We start from the raw sequence: 19,492 nt of genomic DNA, 5'->3' as shown, positions 1-19,492 counted from the left end.
CCCTGTCCCTCGGGATTTGTATCAGTGCAGGCGCTGCGCCACTTCGTTGATGGCGGCGTCAATGCCTGCGCTGCGGTCTGCCGCGACACCCTGCTGACGCAGAACTTCGCTCGCGGCGGAAACGGCTGTTTGAACGGCACTGTCACGCACGGCGCGGACGGCATCGCCTTCGGCCGAGGCAATCTGATCCTCGGCCGCTTTCAGGCGGCGCTGGATCGAGGTTTGCAGATCGGCCTTGGCCTTGTCGGCCTGGGCAATCGCCTCGCGCTTGGCATTGGCGACGATCTCGTCGGCCTGGCCCTTCACTTCGCGCTGGCGACGCTCGTAGGAAGCATAGATTTCCTGTGCTTCTTCACGCAGCCGGCGTGCCTCTTCCAGGTCGGCGCGAATGCCTTCGGCCCGCTTGTCCAGCAGACCACCGATCAGCTGCGGCACCTTGTAGTAAACGAGGATGCCGATGAAGACCAGGAAGGCGAGGGTGACGACGAAGTCGGTGTTGCGCAGGCTGAAGAACGGACCCGAGGCGGCAAGCGCCGGGGTCGCGGACAGCGACAGCAGAATAGCGAGTTTCTTCATCACGCAGCCCCTTTCAGACGCGCATCGACGGCGGCGTCGATGGCCGCGTCATCCGCCTTGCCACCGAAAGCACGCACCAGCTCGGCCGTGACTTCGCGGGCGACGCTGCGGGCGTCGGCGGTCGCGCTGTCGCGGATGGCGGCAATGCGCGTTTCCGATTCCGCGGCTCGCGCCGAAATCTCGGCATCTGCCTTGGCGACGGCGGCATCCAGTTCTTTCTGGATGTCGGCCTTTTGCGCGGCAATGATCTTGCCGGCCTCGGTCCGGGCATCGGCAAGCGCCTTGCCATAGGCCGCCTCGGCGTCCTTGGCTTTTTTCTTGAATTCCTCGGCCTGCATCAAGTCGCCGGTAATGGCGCCCTGGCGGTCCGAAATGATGGCGTCGATCCGCGGCAGCGCCACTTTCGACAGCACCCAATACAGCACGGCCAGCGTGACCAGCAGCCAGAAGATCTGGTTGCCGAAGGTCGAAACGTCGAGCTGGGGCATGCCCGCGCTTTGGGCCGCGTGGCCCGCATCGGCAGTGGCATGGGCCGCAGCGCCTGCCGCTTCCGCAGCATGGGTCGCATCCGCGCCGTGACCAGCCGCAGCGGCTGCTGCATCGGCGTTGGCGGGGGCCGCGTGGGTATCGGTTTCGGCGGCTGTGGTGGCCGCCTGTTGCAACAGGCTGAACATGTCCTACCTCTGGCCTTTCAAGTCACAATCGGGTGGGGGCACGGCCCCCACCCAACCGCAAGGATGGCAGGGATCAGACTGCGAACAGCAGCAGCAGCGCGACCAGGAACGAGAAGATGCCCAGGGCTTCGGCGAAGGCCATGCCGATGAACAGCGTGGCGGTTTGCGAAGCGGCAGCCGACGGGTTGCGCAGGGCGCCCGACAGGTAGTTGCCAGCAACGTTGCCCACACCGATGGCGGCGCCCGCCATACCGATGCAAGCGAGACCCGCGCCGAGGTACTGACCCAGTTGTTCCATTGTTATTGCTCCTTGAGGCTATGGAATGGATGGATTGATGAACCGACCTTTGCCGACCCGTCAGTGCGACGGGTGCAGCGCGTCCTTCAGATAGACGCAGGTCAGAATGGTGAAGACGTAAGCTTGGATGATCGCAACCATGATCTCCAGCGCATAGACGCCGACGATGCCCAGGATCGACAGCGGCGTCACGACGATACCGATGACGGGGCTGATCAGCAGCATCGCGCCGAAAGCGGCGAAAACCTTCATCACGGCGTGGCCCGCCATGATGTTGCCGGCAAGTCGGATGGAGTGGCTGACCGGGCGCACGAAATACGAGATCAGTTCGATCACGGCCAGCACCGGGCGCAGCGCCAGCGGCGCCGACTTGACCCAGAACAGGCCCAGGAAATGGGTGCCGTTCTTGACAAAGCCCAGCACGGTAACGCCGACAAAGACCATCACCGCCAGCACGGCCGTAACCGCGATCTGCGAGGTGGTCGAGAAGCTTTTCGGCAGCAGGCCCAGATAGTTCGCGAACAGGATGAAGCAGAACAGCGTCATCACGAAGGGGAAGTATTTCAGCCCGTCCTTGCCGGTGACATCCTCGACCATCTTGTGGATCATGCCATACAGCATTTCCGCGATCGACTGGACCCGGTTCGGGATGATGGCGCGGCCGCGGGTGCCAAAGACCAGCAGAGCCACGATGGCCAGCAGCGTCAGACCCATCCACAGCGTCGCGTTGGTCGGCGTGTACCAGCTGATGGGGCCATCGCCGAACAGCGGCTTGACCACGAACTGGTCCATCGGGTGAAAGGAGAGGCCTTCAGCTTCCGTCGCCACTTGTGTCATCCCTCGTCTTTTGCAGGTCGCCCTGCATGTTCGCCGCAGCTTTTCGCTGCAATTCCTGGGCGGTCCCCAGCATCACCTTGACGCCGGCCGCCAGCCCCGCAAGCAGGAACAGGACCAGAAAGATCGGCATGGTGCCGAAAAACCAGTCCAGCCCGTAGCCGATCCCGAACCCGATCCCGAGTCCTGAAACCAGCTCGATCACCATACGCCAGGCCGTATCGGCATGGTGCAGCGTGACCGCCGTCTGCGAGGGCGTCTTGGGTGCCTTGGCCTGCGCCAGCCGCTCTTCCAGTCGGCGCAGCCTGTCAGGATCCGGGCCGCCGTGGTCGCGATTGGGCAAGTTTCACACCCCTGTTATCTTGGGGGCGGTGATAGGGGGCAGACGGCCCCGAGTCAAGCAGAAGGAAACATCGCGTAACTCATTGATTTTATTTGATGCGTGCAGAGGCGCAGATCGACCGTGACCGGTTGCACCCGGCTGCGCACTCCCCCATAATTCAACCGATAAGTTGAGCGTTGAGGCAGAAATATCCCCATGTCCGACACCGATCTGCATCTGGATCAGATATTTTCCGCGCTTGCCGACCCGACCCGGCGGCGGATCATGTCGCTGCTGCTAGAGGATGACATGGCCGTCAGCGATGTCGCCGCCCCCTTCGATGTCAGCCTGGCCGCGGTGTCGAAACACCTGGTCGTGCTGGCCTCTGCCGGGTTGATCCAGCAGGAAAAGCGCGGCCGCATCACCTGGTGCCGGATCGACCCAGAGGGCATGCGCCGGGCCTCCATCTGGATGCAGGGCTTCGGACAGTTCGATCCCGTTGATCTTGACGATTTCGAAAGGTTTCTTGCCCAGTCCCTGAATGAAGAAGCCGCTTTCGACGAAAACTGAGCACGGCGGCGCAGGCTTTCGCCTTCCGTGTAGAGAGGGTTCCTCCCTAAGCTGCCCGCCGCGCCCCACTAAACGCGTTGTGGCGCGGGCCGTAACCCGCGCCACATCAGATCACGCCGCGCGTGCCAGCGGCTTTTCCAGCGGCAGCGCTTCATGGGTGTAATAGGCAAACATCTGTTCCAGCACCGCTTCGGCAGCTTTTGCTTCGGGCTTCGGGGCGGCAGGCATATTCGAGGCTTTCATCGTCGAACCTTTGGTCTGATGGTTCCTCCCGTTGCCGCAAAAATAATGCCGCGCCGCAGCATATTCAACTGCGACGCGGCGTTAGGGGTTGCGACGGATCGTCTCAGACGATGCGGTCAACCAGCATATGCTTGATCTCGGCGATGGCTTTCGCCGGGTTCAGCCCCTTCGGGCAGGTATTGGTGCAGTTCATGATCGTGTGGCAGCGATACAGCTTGAACGGATCTTCCAGCTCATCCAGCCGTTCCGGCGTCGCCTCGTCCCGGCTGTCGATGATCCAGCGATAAGCCGCCAGCAGAGTCGCCGGGCCCAGATATTTGTCGCCATTCCACCAGTAGCTCGGGCAAGAGGTCGAGCAAGAGGCGCACATGATGCACTCATACAACGCGTCCAGCTTCTTGCGGTCTTCGATTGATTGGCGCCATTCCTTGCCGGGTTCCGGCGAATGGGTGATCAGGTAGGGCTTGATGCTGGCATGCTGGGCATAGAAATGCGTCAGGTCGGGGATCAGGTCCTTGACCACCGGCATATGCGGCAGCGGATAGATGTTCACGTCGCCAGAAATTTCGTCCATGCCATAGATGCAGGCCAGGTGGTTGCCGCCGTCGATATTCATCGCGCAGGATCCGCAGATGCCTTCGCGGCAGGACCGGCGGAAGCTGAGCGTCGGGTCGATTTCAGACTTGATCTTGATCAGCGCGTCCAGAACCATCGGGCCGCAGCGGTCCATATCGACGAAATAGGTGTCGAGGCGCGGATTCTCGCCCGTGTCCGGGTCCCAGCGATAGATCTTGAACTTGCGCAGATTGGTGGCGCCTTCCGGCTTCGGCCAGGTCTTGCCGACCCGGATCTGGCTGTTCTTGGGCAGAGAGAATTCGACCATGGTCAGGCTCCTTGCTTCTGGGTCATGCGGACCTGGAAGGCGTCATATGGCCGGTCCGGGGACCAGCGGGTATTTCATTCCACGCCAGCAGGCGCGGGCTGGGCCGGACGGCCCCCATCATGACCGGCGGGGACGATAGGTGTCCCAGCCGGGGCGTTCGTAAAGCGGTCGCGATGGCGGCTGCCCGGATCGGCGCTGCACGCATGTTGCATAGACATCCGCCGGATCGCGCCCCATCACATAGTCAGAGCTGACAGACATCTCGAAGCTGCCGAAGGTCCGCCCTCCGCTGCCAACCCCTACCCCGACCGAGCCGCGCGGCCCGGTCGCAAGATAGGCGTCTTCCATGCAGATACGCTCGGCCTGCTCCAACGGCACCGGCCCGCAGGCGGCAAGCGCCACCGGACCGAGTGCCAGCAGGAAAAGCGCCGCGCCACGCATCAGGCGGTCGCCGCGACCTTGGCGATGCATTGCGTCGTTTCAGGACGCTGCACGATCACCGCAACCGAGGAGGCCGCCGAGGTGGTGTCGTTCACGCCGCGCGCGGCGATGTCCGACAATTCCGCCATCGAGGCGTTGTTGACGACGCAGTCGCTGTAGGGCGCGACATTGCGGCCCGGCAGACGCTTGGCCATCTCGCGGTTCACGACATCGCGGGCGACCGCGCGGGTCGAGCTGTCCAGCGTGCTGGTCGGCGGCGCGACGGGCGGCGGATTGACGATCGGCGCCGTCGGCGCGGTGGTGACAGGGGCCACGCAGCCGGCCAAAGCCAGCGACACGGCACCAAGGGACAGTAACAGACGCATCAGTAAACCCTTTTCTTCGGTGCAATCTTCTTCAGATCGATACCACCATCCGATTCTTTCGTCAGCGGTTCAAGATGGACGGGCCGGTAGGCCAGGGTCACATGATTGCCATCGACCCAGGCAAGGCTGTGCTTGCGCCACTCGCCGTCATTGCGGTCGGGATAGTCCTCATGGGCGTGAGCGCCGCGCGATTCCTTGCGTGCCTCGGCCGCGACGATGGTCGCCAGCGCGTTGGGCATCAGGTTCTCCAGCTCCAGCGTTTCCATCAGGTCGGTGTTCCAGATCAGACCCCGGTCGGTGACGTGCAGATCGTCCAGCTTGGCGGCGATTTTACCCATCTTTTCAACGCCCTCCGCCAAGGTCTTGTCAGTGCGGAACACCGCTGCATCGGCCTGCATGGTGCGCTGCATTTCGTCGCGCAGCGCGGCCGTCGGGGTGCCGCCGCTGGCATTGCGGATGCGGTCGAAGCGGTCGAGGATCTTGTCCACGGCGGCGGTATTGGTGGCGGGAACGGGGACGCTGCGGTCGACGACCTCGCCCGCCTTGATCGCCGCCGCACGGCCAAAGACCACAAGGTCGATCAGCGAATTCGAGCCGAGGCGGTTCGCGCCATGCACGGATGCACAGCCCGCCTCGCCCACCGCCATCAGGCCGGGGAAGATCGCATCGGGATGTTCCGGCGTCGGATTCAGCACCTCGCCCCAATAGTTCGTCGGGATGCCGCCCATGTTGTAATGCACGGTCGGCAGAATCGGGATCGGCTGCTTGGTCACATCGACGCCTGCGAAGATCTTGGCGCTTTCGCTGATCCCCGGCAGGCGTTCGTGCAGCGCCTCGGGCGGCAGGTGCATCAGGTTCAGATACATATGGTCCTTGTTCTCGCCCACCCCGCGACCCTCGCGGATTTCGATGGTGATACAGCGCGAGACCACGTCGCGGGACGCCAGATCCTTGTAGGTCGGCGCATAGCGTTCCATGAAACGCTCGCCTTCCGAGTTGGTCAGGTAACCGCCCTCGCCCCGTGCGCCTTCGGTGATCAGGCAGCCCGAGCCATAGATGCCGGTCGGGTGGAACTGCACGAATTCCATGTCCTGAAGCGGCAGCCCCGCGCGGGCAACCATGCCGCCGCCGTCGCCGGTGCAGGTATGGGCCGAGGTGGCGCTGAAATAGGCGCGGCCGTAACCGCCCGTCGCCAGCACGACCATCTTGGCGTTGAAGACGTGCATGGTGCCGTCGTCCAGCTTCCAGCAGACGACGCCGGTGCATTTGCCATCGGTGATGATCAGGTCGAGCGCGAAATATTCGATGAAGAATTCCGCGTTGTTCTTCAGCGACTGACCGTAAAGCGTGTGCAGGATCGCGTGGCCGGTGCGGTCGGCGGCGGCACAGGTGCGCTGCACCGGCGGGCCTTCGCCGAATTCGGTGGTGTGGCCGCCGAAGGGGCGCTGATAGATCTTGCCCTCCTCGGTCCGCGAAAACGGCACGCCGTAATGTTCCAGCTCGTAAACCGCCTTGGGCGCCTCGCGCGCGAGGTATTCCATGGCGTCGGTATCGCCCAGCCAGTCGGACCCCTTGACGGTGTCATACATGTGCCACTGCCAGTTATCCGGCCCCATGTTCGACAGCGAGGCGGCGATTCCGCCCTGTGCTGCGACCGTATGCGAACGCGTCGGGAAAACCTTGGTCACGCAGGCGGTGCGCAGCCCCTGTTCGGCCATGCCCAGCGTCGCGCGCAGGCCCGCGCCGCCAGCCCCCACCACGACCACGTCGTAATCGTGAACCTGATATTCATATGCGGACATGGTGACCTCAGATCTGGGCCGTGGCGAGCAGCATGCGCGCCATGGCGAAAAGCGTGGTGGCGATGACGGTCCAGCCGAAGACGGCGGCCACGATCAGCCCGACCTTGCGGGCGGTGTGCTGCAGATAGTCGTCGATCAGGATCCGCGTGCCCTTGATGAAATGCATCATCCCCAGCGTCATATAGGCGGCGATGACGATGGCCGGATAGGGATGGCTGAAATATGCCAGGATCTCAGGTCGGCCGGGCAGTTGCAGCGCGGTGCCCACGACCATCAGGAAGGAGGGCGTCAGCAGCGCCAGTGCTGCCGAACTGACGGTCATCCACCAGTGATGCTCCGTCCCAGTATGCGACGCGCCGAGACCGACGGCGGCTTTGCGCGGGGTGATGTAACGCATGGCTTCCCCCTTACAGGCAGTAGATGATGAGGCTCAGCACGGTCAGGACGACCGAACCGGCAAGGATGGCGATGCTGGACTTGCGGGCGGTTTCAATCTCCATCCCGTGACCGGAATCATAGAAGAAGTGACGGATCCCGGCGAGGAAGTGGAACCACAGTGCCCAGGTCGAGCCGAGGAAGACGATGAAGCCAAACCAGCTGCGCGCCAGCGCATCGGCGCAGGCCCACAGACCACCGCCCACTGCCGCACCCAGCAGCCAGAATGCCAGCAGCAGCAGACCTGCCACCATCGCCTGCCCGGTCGCCCGGTTCAGGATCGAGGTTTTTGCGGCCAGCGGCAGTCGATAGACTTGCAGATGCGGTGAAAGCGGCCGGTTTCCCCGGTTCACATCAGCCATGTCGTCCCCCTTCATATTGCGTGCGGGCCCACGGCGTCAGCTGGCGTGCGGGCTGGCTGGAATTTGCGAGATGTCTTACGGCTTTTTTCGCGCCTGTCACGTGGCCTTGTCCAGCCCCGGGGCGAAATCGGTGGAAATTAGGGATTTGTGATCACAGCAAACGGGCGTGTGATCACACCGAAAGGGAATCGCCCTTCCGGCCTATCGCGCGGTAAAGAACCAGGGCAGGATGGCGGCGAAGTCCTGCGGGGCGATCTGGCCGGGCACCACCTCAAACCGGGCCAGCCGACCGTTCAGCGCGGCGCGCGGAATGATCTTTTCCACATGATGGTAATAGGCGCGGTCGGCATAGTCATCGAACAGCACGGTCAACGGCTTACGGCAATGCATCATGCAGGCAGCAAGGCAGGCCGTCCGAAACCGCCCGTCGATCAGCACCAGATCGGGATCAAAGCCGGGATCCTGCCACAGCGCGAAGGGATAGGTCCAGAAACTGGTCCATTTCGCCATATTCGCCGGCCGGCCCCATGGTCCTGTCGGGCCAATATCGCAATGTTGCACGGTGATCCGGTCGGCATCGGTGGCGTGAAGGTCGATCCACTCCTGCAGTTTCTGCACCCATTCCCGGTCGCTTTCGATGCTGAGCACGCGGGCGGTGCATTCGGTTGCGGCGAAGGCGGTCGAGCCCCCTGCCCCGTATTCGCCGATGACCAAGGCGGCGCGGTACGCCTCGCGCAGGGCCTCGGCCTCGGCCTCGGGCATATGGATCTTCGGATTGAAAGCGGCGGATTCCGGTACTGTCGTCACTGTTACTGCTGGCCCAGTTTCATGTCGGGGTCATAGTCGCCCTCGATTTCCTTGGTGACTGCCTGACCGCAGCGCATGACGCCACGCGCGGCATCAAAGGCCATGGTCGGCGGCCCATAGGGCTGCCAGCCACCCGCCAATGCGGCGCTGACCTTGTGGCAAAAAGCCGAGGTGTCGTCCTCGGTCAGGAAGCGGTAAAGGGTCGTCATATCACGCTCCGAACGGGTTATAACCAAGCCAGGCATGGATCATGCCGACGCCGCCAAAGACGACCAGCGTGCCAAGCACCGCCATGCCTTCCTTGCGGACGGGCACCAGATGGGCGGGGGACTGCCAGCGCTGATCGGCCCGGTTGATGACGACGATTTCGACGATCGCCCATGCCAGCAGCCCGCCGAACAGCACGAACGAGGGCAGATCCCCGTTCACCAGCAGATGCGCAACGGCCCAAAGCGCGAATCCCACCAGCTGCGGGTGGCGGATGCGGCGGGTGATCCCGGTCTTCATCCCTGCGGCCGCGAACAGATAGACGGCCAGCAGCACCAGCAGATTGTTGATCCCCTTCATCATCGGCGAAGGCCCCCACCAGACATCACCCATCGGTGCGGTGCGATAGCCCCAGATCATCAGCAGCACCGAGATCAGCAGCGCCGCAGTGACTGCCGCCTTGCCTGCCTCGCCCATGCCGCGGCGGGCCTGCGGTGCGACGCGCTTGAACAGATGCGCCGCCGACCACAGCGCGACACCAAGGATAAGGATCAGCATCCGGGAATCCTTTCAGGATGATCTTTTCGCGCGCAATTTGACACCATCGTGCCAGCGCGGCAACCGGAAGCCTAGGCGCCAAAGACGGCGGCACCGTCCCAGATCAACTTGAGCGAGACCAGCAGCAACCCCCAGGTAATCAGCTTGTAGAACAGCTGTTGTGGGATGATCCGCAGCAACTGAAGCCCAAGCCAGACACCGAAAATCGCCGGCAGACACAGGATTGCGGCCACCTGCAGATTGTCAGGGTTCAACTGGCCAAGCGCGGCATAGGGAATCAGTTTCACCGCGTTGACGATGGCGAAAAATACTGTCGTCGTGCCGGCATAGACCCCGGATGCCAGCCCCATCGGCTGCACATAGATCTGATAGGGCGGCGCGCCGGAATGGCTGACAAAGCTGGTATAGCCGGCAATGCCGCCCCAGATCGTCCCGGCCCGCCAGCGCGGCCCCCGCATCGCGCCAAGGCGTGGCCGGATCAGCGCGTTCAACGCGAAAACCGCCCCGATCAGCCCGACGATCAGCATTACCGCGTCGTCGCTGACCAGATGCGCCGTGGCCCAGCCCAGACCGATCCCCGCAATTGCCCCCGGCAGCAGCGTCACCAGAACCCGGCGGTCAAAGCTGCGCCGAAAAGCGATCAACCCGCCAATATCCGAGATGATATAGACCGGCAGCAAGATCCCCGCCGCCGTCACCGGCGACATGGTCAGCGCCATCAGCGGCACCGAGATCATGCCCACCATGCTCAACCCGCCCTTGGCGATACCCACCGCAAGCGCGGCGATAACGGCAAGCACCCAGGATGTTTGCGATAACTCCACCCCTGCCCCCCGCGTCAGGTCGAATCGAACCTTGAAAGCGATACGGCAAGCGACTAACCCATGCCACGACCATTTGACCATTTCCCGGAGGAAAACATGGCTCGTCCCAAAATCGCTCTTATCGGCGCCGGCCAGATCGGCGGCACTCTGGCCCATCTGGCGGCCATGAAGGAACTGGGCGACGTCGTCCTGTTCGACATCGCCGAGGGCACGCCGCAGGGCAAGGCGCTGGATATCGCGCAATCCGGCCCGTCCGAGGGCTTCGACGCCGTGATGAAGGGCGCCAATGATTATGCCGATATCGCTGGCGCTGACGTTTGCATCGTCACCGCAGGCGTGCCGCGCAAGCCGGGGATGAGCCGCGACGACCTGCTGGGCATCAACCTGAAAGTGATGAAATCGGTCGGCGAAGGCATCAAGCAGCACGCCCCGAACGCCTTTGTCATCTGCATCACCAACCCGCTGGACGCGATGGTCTGGGCACTGCAGCAATTCTCGGGCCTGCCGGTCGAGAAGGTCGTGGGCATGGCCGGCGTGCTGGATTCGGCACGCTTCCGTCACTTCCTGTCGCTGGAATTCGGCGTCTCGATGCGTGACGTGTCGGCCTTTGTGCTGGGCGGCCACGGCGACACCATGGTGCCGCTGACCCGCTATTCGACGGTGGCCGGCATTCCGCTGCCGGATCTGGTCAGCATGGGCTGGACCACGCAGGACAAGCTGGACGCCATCGTGCAGCGCACCCGCGACGGCGGCGCCGAGATTGTCGGCCTGCTGAAGACCGGTTCGGCCTTCTACGCCCCCGCCACCTCGGCGATCGAGATGGCCGAGGCCTATCTGAAGGACCAGAAGCGCGTCCTGCCCTGTGCGGCCTATGTGAAGGGCGCTTACGGTCTGGACGGTCTTTATGTCGGCGTGCCGACCGTGATCGGCGCGGGCGGCATCGAGAAGGTCATCGACATCAAGCTGAACCCGGCCGAACAAACCATGTTCGACAAGTCGGTCGACGCCGTGAAGGGTCTGGTCGCGGCCTGCAAGCAGATCGATTCCTCGCTGAACTGATCGCGCGTCCCACATCGGAACAATAGAAGGCGGCAGGGCAACCTGCCGCCTTTTTCAATTGGGCTAAAGGCCATGTGCCGCCATCAAGTGATTTCGACCCAGCCGGCGCAAGTTTCTTCAAACGGTCATGGCCTTGTCATTCGGATGATATAAATACCATTTGCGCCTTTCAGTCGCGGAGCCGGTGGGCCGGCAAGGTGGCGGCTTCGGCGCGTGGCTCGATTCTGGCGGATGGCCCTGTCATATGTAGGCTCAGCCGGCGGATTCGATGCTGCAGCGCCGCAATTCTGCCCATTGTGATCACACCCCAGAAAGCTGTGATCACAAACATCAAAATGCGTGGGTTTTTTGGCTTTAGAGGGCGTAAACCCCTTTGAGTGCGCCTGCCGGTTATGGCAAAAGCCGACCGAACCGATAACCACGGGGAAACATCATGAACATCCACGAATACCAGGCCAAGTCGCTGCTGCGCGATTATGGCGTTCCTGTCAGTGACGGCCGCGTCGTGACCCGTGCCGAAGACGCCAAGCGTGCCGCGGGTGAACTGGACGGCCCGCTTTGGGTGGTCAAGGCCCAAATCCATGCTGGCGGTCGCGGCAAAGGCAGCTTCAAGGAAGCCGAAGCCGGCGAAAAAGGCGGCGTGCGTCTGGCCAAGTCGACCTCGGAGGCCGAGGAAATGACCCGCCAGATGCTGGGCCGCACCCTCGTGACCCATCAGACCGGCCCGGCCGGCAAGCAGGTCAACCGCATCTATATCGAAGACGGTTCGGACATCGAAACCGAACTGTACCTCGCCCTGCTGGTCGACCGCGGCACCTCGCGCGTCAGCTTTGTCGCCTCGACCGAAGGCGGCATGGACATTGAAGAAGTCGCGGCCTCGACCCCGGAAAAGATCGTCAGCTTCAGCGTCGATCCGGCCTCGGGCCTGTCGGATTTCCACGGCCGCCGCGTGGCCTTTGCCCTGGGGCTGTCGGGCCAGCAGGTCAAGCAATGCGTCAAGCTGGTGAAGGATCTGTATCGCCTGTTCCTCGACAAGGACATGGAGATGCTGGAGATCAACCCTTTGATCGTCACCACCGACGGCAACCTCAAAGCGCTCGACGCGAAGATGGGTTTTGACAACAACGCCCTTTATCGCCACGGCGACATCTTCTCGCTGCGCGACGAGACCGAGGAAGACCCCAAGGAACTCGAAGCGTCGAAATACGACCTGAACTATATCGCGCTGGATGGCGAGATCGGCTGCATGGTCAACGGCGCAGGTCTGGCGATGGCCACCATGGACATCATCAAGCTGTATGGCGCTGAACCGGCCAACTTCCTTGACGTGGGCGGTGGCGCCACCAAAGAAAAGGTGACCGAGGCGTTCAAGATCATCACCTCTGACCCGAACGTCAAAGGGATCCTCGTCAACATCTTCGGCGGCATCATGCGCTGCGACATCATCGCGGATGGCATCGTCGCCGCCGTCAAGGAAGTCGGCCTGAAGGTTCCGCTGGTCGTGCGTCTGGAAGGCACCAATGTCGAAGAGGGCAAGCGGATCATCAACGAAAGCGGTCTCGACGTGATCGCCGCAGACGACCTGAAGGACGGTGCGGAGAAGATCGTGAAGGCAGTGAAGGGCTGATGTCCAGACTGCCGGCTCCTGCGCGCCTGTTGGCTGCGATTGCCCTTGGGGCGGTCGCGGCCTGTGGTGGCATGGCGGATGATTCCTCATTCGCCGAACGGCAGGAGCTGGCCAACATCAAAACCAAGAACGTCGTCCCGCTGTCTTCAGGTGCAACCCTGATGAACACGTTTCAGACCTACTGCCTGAACGGCGACCCGTCGCCCACAGCGCGCGCGGCGCGGCTTCGGGCAGCGGGATATGTCCCGGACGGCGGCTGGCGCAACGGCGTGCGCCGCTTCGTCACTGACAACTCCAAGCCGATGGTTCAGCTTTCGCAGGACGGAGGTCTTTGCGGCGTTCATGCGCGCGCCCGCACCGGGCAGGACGCGGAAATTCGGCGACGCATCTCGATGTGGTTCCCCGAAGCCACGCCGGTGGCAAGCACCGACCCGTTGAAAACCATCTGGAACACCGGCCGCGCCCCGAATGAAGGGATTGGCATTCTACGCAATCCACGCGGGCGCGGCGAAAATGAAATCTCGGTCGCCCTGCTGCGGCCTTAACTCACACGACAAGGACACGGAAAGAAATGGCCATTCTCGTCGACAAGAACACCAAGGTTATCACCCAGGGCATCACCGGCTCGCAGGGCACCTTTCACACGGAACAGGCGATTGCTTACGGCACGCAGGTCGTCGGCGGCGTGACCCCCGGCAAGGGCGGGTCCGAGCATCTGGGCCTGCCGGTCTTCAATTCGGTCCATGAGGCCGTGGCGACAACCGGCGCGAACGCGACCGCGATCTATGTGCCGCCGCCCTTCGCGGCGGATTCGATCCTGGAAGCCATCGACGCCGAAATCCCGCTGATCGTGGCAATCACCGAAGGCATCCCGGTGCTGGACATGATGAAGGTCAAGCGCGCGCTGGAAGGCTCGAACTCGCTGCTGATCGGGCCGAACTGCCCCGGCATCATGACGCCCGAAGAATGCAAGATCGGCATCATGCCCGGTTCGATCTTCAAGCGCGGCTCGGTCGGCGTGGTCAGCCGCTCCGGTACCCTGACCTATGAGGCGGTCAAGCAGACCTCGGATGTGGGTCTGGGCCAGTCTTCGGCCGTGGGCATCGGCGGCGACCCGATCAAGGGGATGGAACATATCGACGTGCTGCGCATGTTCCTTGACGATCCCGAGACCGAGTCGATCATCATGATCGGCGAGATCGGTGGCTCTGCCGAAGAAGAAGCGGCCGAGTTCCTGGCCGAGCAGAAGAAGAAGGGCAAGTGGAAGCCCACCGCCGGCTTCATCGCTGGCCGCACGGCTCCTCCGGGTCGGCGCATGGGCCATGCAGGCGCCATCGTCTCGGGCGGCAAGGGTGACGCGGAATCGAAGATCGAGGCCATGAAGAAGGCCGGTATCGTCGTCGCCGACAGCCCGGCAGGTCTGGGCGAAGCCGTTCTGAAAGCCATTAAGGGCTGATGATTTGACATGCCGCATCCCCATCCTAACTATGGGGATGCGGAAAATTTGTGCAGCAGGTTGAGATGACCGAAGCCAGCCACGCTTATGCCGACACCTCCCCCGCGCATGCGGGCGGGCGGCTTGCGCCCTCGGCGCTGATCGCGGCGACGTTGCTGGCGCTGACCGCCTGCGGGCCGCGCAATACCGACGAGATCCTGCGCGGCGGCGTCCCTGCCCGTACCAACCTGCCCCACGCGACCACCCTGCCGATCGAGGCTGTGCGCACCGTCTCGCGCCGGGATTTCGGCTGGCGGGTGATCTACCATCCGGTTTCGGCACCGAGGGATGCCGATCAGCAAGCGGCCTATGCCCTGTGCCGTCTGGAAAGCCGGCGCGTGGACCGCATCGAACACGTCCCCTCGACCGCACCCCAAGACGACCCCGGCACCCGCATGATCGACATTTTCTGTGCGTGAGGCCTGACATGACCTACGCCACCCGACCAAACCAAAACACCTACGGACCCAACCCCTTCGAGGTTCATCAATGAACGAGCAACCCAAAAACGTCGATTTCCACGACACGTCCTTCCTGCAGGGGCACAACGCAACCTACGTGGAACAGCTGCACGGCCAATGGGCCCGCGACCCGCAGGCGGTGGATGCAGCCTGGGACCGTTACTTCGCCGCCCTCGGCGACAGCGCCGCCGATGCCGTGGCCGAAGCCGAAGGCCCCAGCTGGAAGCGCAGCGACTGGCCGCCGATGCCGGCGGGCGAGAATATCTCGGCGCTGACCGGCGAATGGCCGATGACCTCGAAGGCCGAGGCCAATGCCGCAATGGAAAAGATCGCAGCCAGGGCCGCGGAAAAGGGTAAGGAGCTGGACCCCGAGCAGATGCGTCAGGCAGTGATGGATTCGATCCGCGCGCTGATGCTGATCCGCGCCTATCGCATCCGGGGCCACCTGCATGCGCATCTGGACCCGCTCGGCCTGCGCGAAGTTCCCTATCCGGGGGAGTTGCTGCCGGAAACCTTCGGCTTCAACGCCAGCGACATGGACCGCCCGATCTTCATCGACAATGTGCTGGGCCTTGAACTCGCCACGATGCGCCAGATCAAGGAGATCATGGACCGCACCTATCTGGGCACCTTCGCGCTGCAATACATGCATATCTCGAACCCCGAGGAAGCCGCCTGGCTGAAAGAGCGGATCGAGGGCTATGGCAAGGAAATCGAGTTCACCCAGAACGGCCGCCGCGCCATCCTGAACAAGCTGGTCGAGGCCGAAGGTTTCGAGAAGTTCCTGCATGTCAAATACATGGGGACCAAGCGTTTCGGTCTGGACGGCGGGGAATCCCTGATCCCGGCGATGGAACAGATCATCAAGCGCGGCGGCGCGCTTGGCGTGCAGGAAGTCGTCATCGGCATGCCCCACCGCGGCCGTCTGTCGGTGCTGGCAAACGTGATGTCAAAGCCGTTCCGCGCCATCTTCCACGAATTCCAGGGCGGCAGCTACAAGCCCGAGGACGTGGACGGTTCGGGCGACGTGAAATATCACCTCGGCGCGTCGTCTGACCGCGAATTCGACGGCAATAACGTCCACCTGTCGCTGACCGCCAACCCTTCGCACCTGGAGGCCGTGAACCCCGTCGTGCTGGGCAAGGCCCGCGCCAAGGGCGACCAGCTGGGCGACCGGGGCGAACGTACCGCCGTGCTGCCGATCCTGCTGCACGGTGACGCGGCATTCGCCGGTCAGGGCATCGTCGCCGAATGTCTGCAACTGTCGGGCATTCGTGGCCACCGCACCGGCGGGACGATCCACATCGTCGTGAACAACCAGATCGGCTTTACGACCGCGCCGCATTTCAGCCGCACCTCGCCCTATCCGACGGATATCGCGCTGATGGTCGAAGCGCCGATCTTCCACGTGAACGGCGACGACCCCGAGGCGGTCGTCCACGCCGCCAAGGTGGCGACCGAGTTCCGCCAGCAATTCCACAAGGACGTAGTCATCGACATCTTCTGTTATCGCCGCTTCGGCCATAACGAAGGCGATGAGCCGATGTTCACCAACCCGATGATGTACAAGGAAATCAAGGGTCACAAGACGACCCTGCAATTGTACGCCGAACGGCTGACAAAGGACGGGCTGATCCCCGAAGGCGAGATCGAGGACATGAAGGCCGCCTTCCAGGCGCACCTGAATGAAGAATTCGAGATAGGCAAGAACTACAAGCCGAACAAGGCCGACTGGCTGGACGGCAAGTGGTCGGGCCTGGAAAGCGAAAGCGCCGAATATGTCTCTGGCCAGACCGGCATCCCGGCCGCGGACATGGCCCAGATCGGTCGGGCGCTGACCACGCCGCCCGAAGGCTTCAACCTGCACAAGACCGTGGGCCGCCTGATCGAGGCCAAGAAGGAAATGTTCGAAACCGGCAAGGGTTTCGACTGGTCCACCGGCGAGGCTTTGGCCTTTGGTTCGCTGCTGCTGGAAGGAAAGCCGGTCCGCCTGACCGGGCAGGATTCGACCCGCGGCACCTTCAGCCATCGCCACTCGGCCTTCATCGACCAGATGAACGAACAGCGTTACTATCCGCTGAACAACATCCGCGAAGGTCAGGCCGCCTACGAAGTCCACGACTCGATGCTGTCGGAATATGCGGTATTGGGCTTCGAATACGGCTATTCGATGGCCGAACCGAACGCACTGACACTGTGGGAAGCGCAGTTTGGCGACTTCGCCAATGGCGCACAGATCATGTTCGACCAGTTCATCTCCTCAGGCGAGAAGAAATGGCTGCGCATGTCCGGTCTGGTGATGCTGCTGCCCCATGGCTTCGAGGGTCAGGGGCCGGAACATTCCAGCGCCCGTCTGGAACGCTTCCTGCAGATGTCGGCCGAGGATAACTGGATCGTCGCCAACGTCACCACGCCGGCGAACTATTTCCACCTACTGCGCCGCCAACTGCATCGCAGCTTCCGCAAGCCCTTGGTCATCATGACGCCGAAATCGCTGCTGCGTCACCCGCTGGCGGTTTCCACGGCAGAAGAGTTCCAGACCGGTTCGACCTTCCACCGGGTCCTGCACGATGACGCCGAACGCGGCAATTCGGCGACCGAACTGGTCAAGGACGACAAGATCAAGCGCGTGGTGATCTGCTCGGGCAAGGTCTATTACGACCTGCTCAAGCAACGCGACGAACGCGGCATCAACGATGTCTACCTGATGCGTCTGGAGCAGTTCTATCCCTTCCCGCAGCAGTCGCTGTTGAAGGAAATGGGCCGGTTCAAGAATGCCGAATTCGTCTGGGCTCAGGAAGAACCGAAGAACCAGGGCGCCTGGAGCTTCGTCGAGCCGAACCTTGAATGGGTGCTGGACAAACTGGAACACAAGCACAAGCGCGCGCGTTACGCGGGGCGGGCTGCGGCGGCTTCGGTCGCGACGGGCCTGGCTTCGCGGCACAAGGCGGAACAGGACGCGCTTGTGAACGATGCACTGACCATCGGGGGGGGGAAATGACGACCGAAGTACGCGTGCCCGCACTGGGCGAATCCGTCACAGAGGCCACCGTCGCCACCTGGTTCAAGAAACCCGGTGACGCCGTCGCCGTGGACGAGATGCTGTGCGAGCTGGAAACCGACAAGGTGACTGTCGAGGTTCCCGCCCCCGCAGCCGGCGTCCTGGCGGAAATCATCGCCACCGAAGGCACCACGGTCGCGCCCAACGCGCTGCTGGCGCAGATTGACGAAACCGGCAAGGGCGCAACCCCCGCGCCCGCAGCCGAAACCCAAAAAGCTGCCGAGCCGGCCGCGAAACAAGAACAGGCCGCAGCAACGCCGGCCAATGCTCAGGAAGGACAGAAGATGAGCGGTAAATCAGTTGACGTGATGGTCCCTTCGCTGGGTGAATCGGTGACCGAGGCCACCGTCGCCACCTGGTTCAAGAAAGTTGGCGACGCCGTCGCGCAAGATGAAATGCTGTGCGAGCTGGAAACCGACAAGGTGTCCATCGAAGTGCCCGCCCCTGCCGCTGGCGTCCTGGCCGAGATCCTTGCGCCCGAAGGTGAAACCGTCGATGCCAAGGCGCGTCTGGCGATCATCACCGAAGGCGGCGCGGCGTCGGCCTCTGCCAATACTCAGCAGCCGAAGACCGAGGACCCAGAGGTCAAGGAAGCTGGTGAAGTCGGTTCTCCGGGTGCAGGCCCCGAAGATGTGAAGCCGCGCGGCGATGTCGAAGACGCGCCCTCGGCCAAGAAGGCCATGGCCGAAAAGGGCATCAGCCGCGACGCCGTGCAGGGCTCGGGCAAGGATGGCCGGGTGATGAAGGAAGACGTGGCCCGCGCCGCTTCTGCCCCGGCAGCAGCCCCGGCACCCTCTGCCGCACCCCGCGCGCCTTCCGCCCCGCAGGACGCGGCGCGTGAAGAACGCGTCAAGATGACCCGCCTGCGCCAGACCATCGCCCGCCGCCTGAAAGACGCGCAGAACACCGCCGCCATGCTGACCACGTATAACGAGGCAGACATGAAGGGCATCATGGACCTGCGCAACGAATACAAGGACGCGTTCGAGAAGAAGCACGGCGTCAAGCTGGGCTTCATGTCCTTCTTCGTGAAGGCCTGCGTCCATGCGCTGCATGAAGTGCCGGAAGTGAACGCCGAAATCGACGGCACCGATGTTGTCTACAAGAACTTCGTCAACATGGGCGTGGCCGTCGGCACCCCGTCCGGTCTGGTCGTCCCGGTCGTGAAGGACGCCGATCAGAAAAGCTTCGCCGAGATCGAGAAGGAAATCGGAGAGCTGGGCAAGAAAGGCCGCGACGGCAAGCTGACCATGGACGAGATGCAGGGCGGCACCTTCACCATCTCGAACGGCGGCGTATACGGCTCGCTCATGTCCTCGCCGATCCTGAACCCGCCGCAATCTGGCATCCTTGGCATGCACAAGATCCAGGACCGCCCGGTGGTCGTCGGCGGCGAGATCGTCATCCGCCCGATGATGTATCTGGCGCTGAGCTATGACCACAGGATCGTCGACGGCAAGGGTGCGGTGACATTCCTCGTGCGCGTCAAGGAAGCGCTGGAAGATCCGCGTCGCCTGCTGATGGATCTGTAAGCAGAGAAATTATACACGTTTAGGTTGCAAGCTATTGTGTGGCTTGCAACCTATAG

Annotated in this window: 24 protein-coding genes; 8 read left to right on the top strand and 16 right to left on the bottom strand. The window is 62.9% G+C overall.

Annotation, left to right across the window (positions count from 1 at the left end):
• Positions 1 to 21: 21 nt before the first annotated feature.
• The 5 genes from G7044_RS01805 to G7044_RS01785 all read right to left on the bottom strand — a co-directional run bounded on the left by G7044_RS01805 (position 22) and on the right by G7044_RS01785 (position 2,725).
• Positions 22 to 576 (bottom strand): F0F1 ATP synthase subunit B, encoded by a 555-nt coding sequence (locus tag G7044_RS01805; protein ID WP_166325086.1) that lies wholly within the window; start codon positions 574 to 576, stop codon positions 22 to 24.
• Positions 576 to 1,250: a F0F1 ATP synthase subunit B' gene (locus G7044_RS01800; protein ID WP_166325083.1), complete on the bottom strand. Its 675-nt coding sequence runs from the start codon at positions 1,248 to 1,250 to the stop codon at positions 576 to 578. Before G7044_RS01800 ends, G7044_RS01805 begins: the two co-directional genes overlap by 1 nt.
• A gap of 73 nt (positions 1,251 to 1,323) precedes the next feature.
• The gene (locus G7044_RS01795; RefSeq protein ID WP_090522652.1) at positions 1,324 to 1,548 is read right to left on the bottom strand and encodes a F0F1 ATP synthase subunit C; all 225 of its coding nucleotides are present in this window, start codon (positions 1,546 to 1,548) and stop codon (positions 1,324 to 1,326) included.
• A 60-nt stretch (positions 1,549 to 1,608) separates the two neighbouring features.
• Positions 1,609 to 2,385 (bottom strand): F0F1 ATP synthase subunit A, encoded by a 777-nt coding sequence (locus G7044_RS01790; protein WP_166325080.1) that lies wholly within the window; start codon positions 2,383 to 2,385, stop codon positions 1,609 to 1,611.
• Positions 2,360 to 2,725 (bottom strand): AtpZ/AtpI family protein, encoded by a 366-nt coding sequence (locus G7044_RS01785; RefSeq protein ID WP_166325077.1) that lies wholly within the window; start codon positions 2,723 to 2,725, stop codon positions 2,360 to 2,362. Before G7044_RS01785 ends, G7044_RS01790 begins: the two co-directional genes overlap by 26 nt.
• 195 nt (positions 2,726 to 2,920) lie before the next feature.
• On the opposite strand from G7044_RS01785, the gene G7044_RS01780 reads away from it, so the two are divergent.
• A complete protein-coding gene (locus tag G7044_RS01780; RefSeq protein WP_166325074.1) occupies positions 2,921 to 3,274 on the top strand; it encodes an ArsR/SmtB family transcription factor in 354 nt (117 codons plus the stop codon).
• Positions 3,275 to 3,385: 111 nt separating this feature from the next.
• Here the strand turns inward: G7044_RS01780 and G7044_RS18140 are convergent, their stop codons facing one another.
• The 11 genes from G7044_RS18140 to G7044_RS01730 form a co-directional block, all read right to left on the bottom strand.
• Positions 3,386 to 3,517 carry a hypothetical protein gene (locus G7044_RS18140; protein WP_268935294.1) on the bottom strand — a complete coding sequence of 44 codons (132 nt, stop codon included), beginning with the start codon at positions 3,515 to 3,517 and terminating at the stop codon, positions 3,386 to 3,388.
• Positions 3,518 to 3,620: 103 nt separating this feature from the next.
• Complete coding sequence (locus tag G7044_RS01775) at positions 3,621 to 4,400, bottom strand: succinate dehydrogenase iron-sulfur subunit (protein WP_166325071.1); 780 nt, start codon at positions 4,398 to 4,400, stop codon at positions 3,621 to 3,623.
• A 117-nt stretch (positions 4,401 to 4,517) separates the two neighbouring features.
• The gene (locus tag G7044_RS01770) at positions 4,518 to 4,871 is read right to left on the bottom strand and encodes a hypothetical protein (protein ID WP_328803792.1); all 354 of its coding nucleotides are present in this window, start codon (positions 4,869 to 4,871) and stop codon (positions 4,518 to 4,520) included.
• Positions 4,841 to 5,206: a hypothetical protein gene (locus G7044_RS01765; protein WP_166325068.1), complete on the bottom strand. Its 366-nt coding sequence runs from the start codon at positions 5,204 to 5,206 to the stop codon at positions 4,841 to 4,843. Before G7044_RS01765 ends, G7044_RS01770 begins: the two co-directional genes overlap by 31 nt.
• On the bottom strand, positions 5,206 to 7,008 hold the full coding sequence (sdhA, locus tag G7044_RS01760) for a succinate dehydrogenase flavoprotein subunit (RefSeq protein WP_166325065.1): 1,803 nt from the start codon (positions 7,006 to 7,008) through the stop codon (positions 5,206 to 5,208). The genes G7044_RS01765 and sdhA overlap by 1 nt, the downstream gene beginning before the upstream one ends.
• Positions 7,009 to 7,015: 7 nt before the next feature.
• Positions 7,016 to 7,405, bottom strand: a complete 390-nt coding sequence (locus G7044_RS01755; RefSeq protein ID WP_166325062.1) for a succinate dehydrogenase, hydrophobic membrane anchor protein — start codon at positions 7,403 to 7,405, stop codon at positions 7,016 to 7,018.
• Between the two features lie 10 nt (positions 7,406 to 7,415).
• Positions 7,416 to 7,805, bottom strand: a complete 390-nt coding sequence (gene sdhC, locus G7044_RS01750) for a succinate dehydrogenase, cytochrome b556 subunit (RefSeq protein ID WP_166325059.1) — start codon at positions 7,803 to 7,805, stop codon at positions 7,416 to 7,418.
• Between the two features lie 201 nt (positions 7,806 to 8,006).
• Positions 8,007 to 8,612 carry a hypothetical protein gene (locus tag G7044_RS01745; RefSeq protein ID WP_166325056.1) on the bottom strand — a complete coding sequence of 202 codons (606 nt, stop codon included), beginning with the start codon at positions 8,610 to 8,612 and terminating at the stop codon, positions 8,007 to 8,009.
• A 2-nt stretch (positions 8,613 to 8,614) separates the two neighbouring features.
• Positions 8,615 to 8,821: a DUF1737 domain-containing protein gene (locus G7044_RS01740; RefSeq protein ID WP_166325053.1), complete on the bottom strand. Its 207-nt coding sequence runs from the start codon at positions 8,819 to 8,821 to the stop codon at positions 8,615 to 8,617.
• Between the two features lies 1 nt (position 8,822).
• Positions 8,823 to 9,377: an NnrU family protein gene (locus G7044_RS01735; RefSeq protein ID WP_166325050.1), complete on the bottom strand. Its 555-nt coding sequence runs from the start codon at positions 9,375 to 9,377 to the stop codon at positions 8,823 to 8,825.
• A 71-nt stretch (positions 9,378 to 9,448) separates the two neighbouring features.
• A complete protein-coding gene (locus G7044_RS01730) occupies positions 9,449 to 10,177 on the bottom strand; it encodes a sulfite exporter TauE/SafE family protein (protein ID WP_328803791.1) in 729 nt (242 codons plus the stop codon).
• Between the two features lie 120 nt (positions 10,178 to 10,297).
• On the opposite strand from G7044_RS01730, the gene mdh reads away from it, so the two are divergent.
• The 7 genes from mdh to odhB all read left to right on the top strand — a co-directional run bounded on the left by mdh (position 10,298) and on the right by odhB (position 19,436).
• Complete coding sequence (gene mdh, locus G7044_RS01725) at positions 10,298 to 11,260, top strand: malate dehydrogenase (protein WP_166325044.1); 963 nt, start codon at positions 10,298 to 10,300, stop codon at positions 11,258 to 11,260.
• Between the two features lie 433 nt (positions 11,261 to 11,693).
• Positions 11,694 to 12,887 (top strand): ADP-forming succinate--CoA ligase subunit beta, encoded by a 1,194-nt coding sequence (gene sucC / locus G7044_RS01720; RefSeq protein WP_166325041.1) that lies wholly within the window; start codon positions 11,694 to 11,696, stop codon positions 12,885 to 12,887.
• Positions 12,887 to 13,432 carry a hypothetical protein gene (locus G7044_RS01715; protein ID WP_166325038.1) on the top strand — a complete coding sequence of 182 codons (546 nt, stop codon included), beginning with the start codon at positions 12,887 to 12,889 and terminating at the stop codon, positions 13,430 to 13,432. The genes sucC and G7044_RS01715 overlap by 1 nt, the downstream gene beginning before the upstream one ends.
• 26 nt (positions 13,433 to 13,458) lie before the next feature.
• Positions 13,459 to 14,343 carry a succinate--CoA ligase subunit alpha gene (gene sucD, locus G7044_RS01710; RefSeq protein ID WP_166325036.1) on the top strand — a complete coding sequence of 295 codons (885 nt, stop codon included), beginning with the start codon at positions 13,459 to 13,461 and terminating at the stop codon, positions 14,341 to 14,343.
• A gap of 65 nt (positions 14,344 to 14,408) precedes the next feature.
• Complete coding sequence (locus G7044_RS01705) at positions 14,409 to 14,801, top strand: hypothetical protein (RefSeq protein ID WP_166325033.1); 393 nt, start codon at positions 14,409 to 14,411, stop codon at positions 14,799 to 14,801.
• 70 nt (positions 14,802 to 14,871) lie between these two features.
• Positions 14,872 to 17,844, top strand: coding sequence for a 2-oxoglutarate dehydrogenase E1 component (locus G7044_RS01700; protein WP_166325030.1), 2,973 nt, complete (start codon positions 14,872 to 14,874; stop codon positions 17,842 to 17,844).
• Positions 17,841 to 19,436, top strand: a complete 1,596-nt coding sequence (gene odhB, locus G7044_RS01695) for a 2-oxoglutarate dehydrogenase complex dihydrolipoyllysine-residue succinyltransferase (RefSeq protein WP_166325027.1) — start codon at positions 17,841 to 17,843, stop codon at positions 19,434 to 19,436. The genes G7044_RS01700 and odhB overlap by 4 nt, the downstream gene beginning before the upstream one ends.
• Positions 19,437 to 19,492: the final 56 nt, after the last annotated feature.

The organism is Paracoccus xiamenensis (assembly GCF_011308835.1).
In the GTDB taxonomy this organism is placed as follows: domain Bacteria; phylum Pseudomonadota; class Alphaproteobacteria; order Rhodobacterales; family Rhodobacteraceae; genus Paracoccus; species Paracoccus xiamenensis.
The sequence above is the reverse complement of the archived record's forward strand: the minus strand, read 5'-3'. Positions and strand labels throughout refer to the sequence as shown.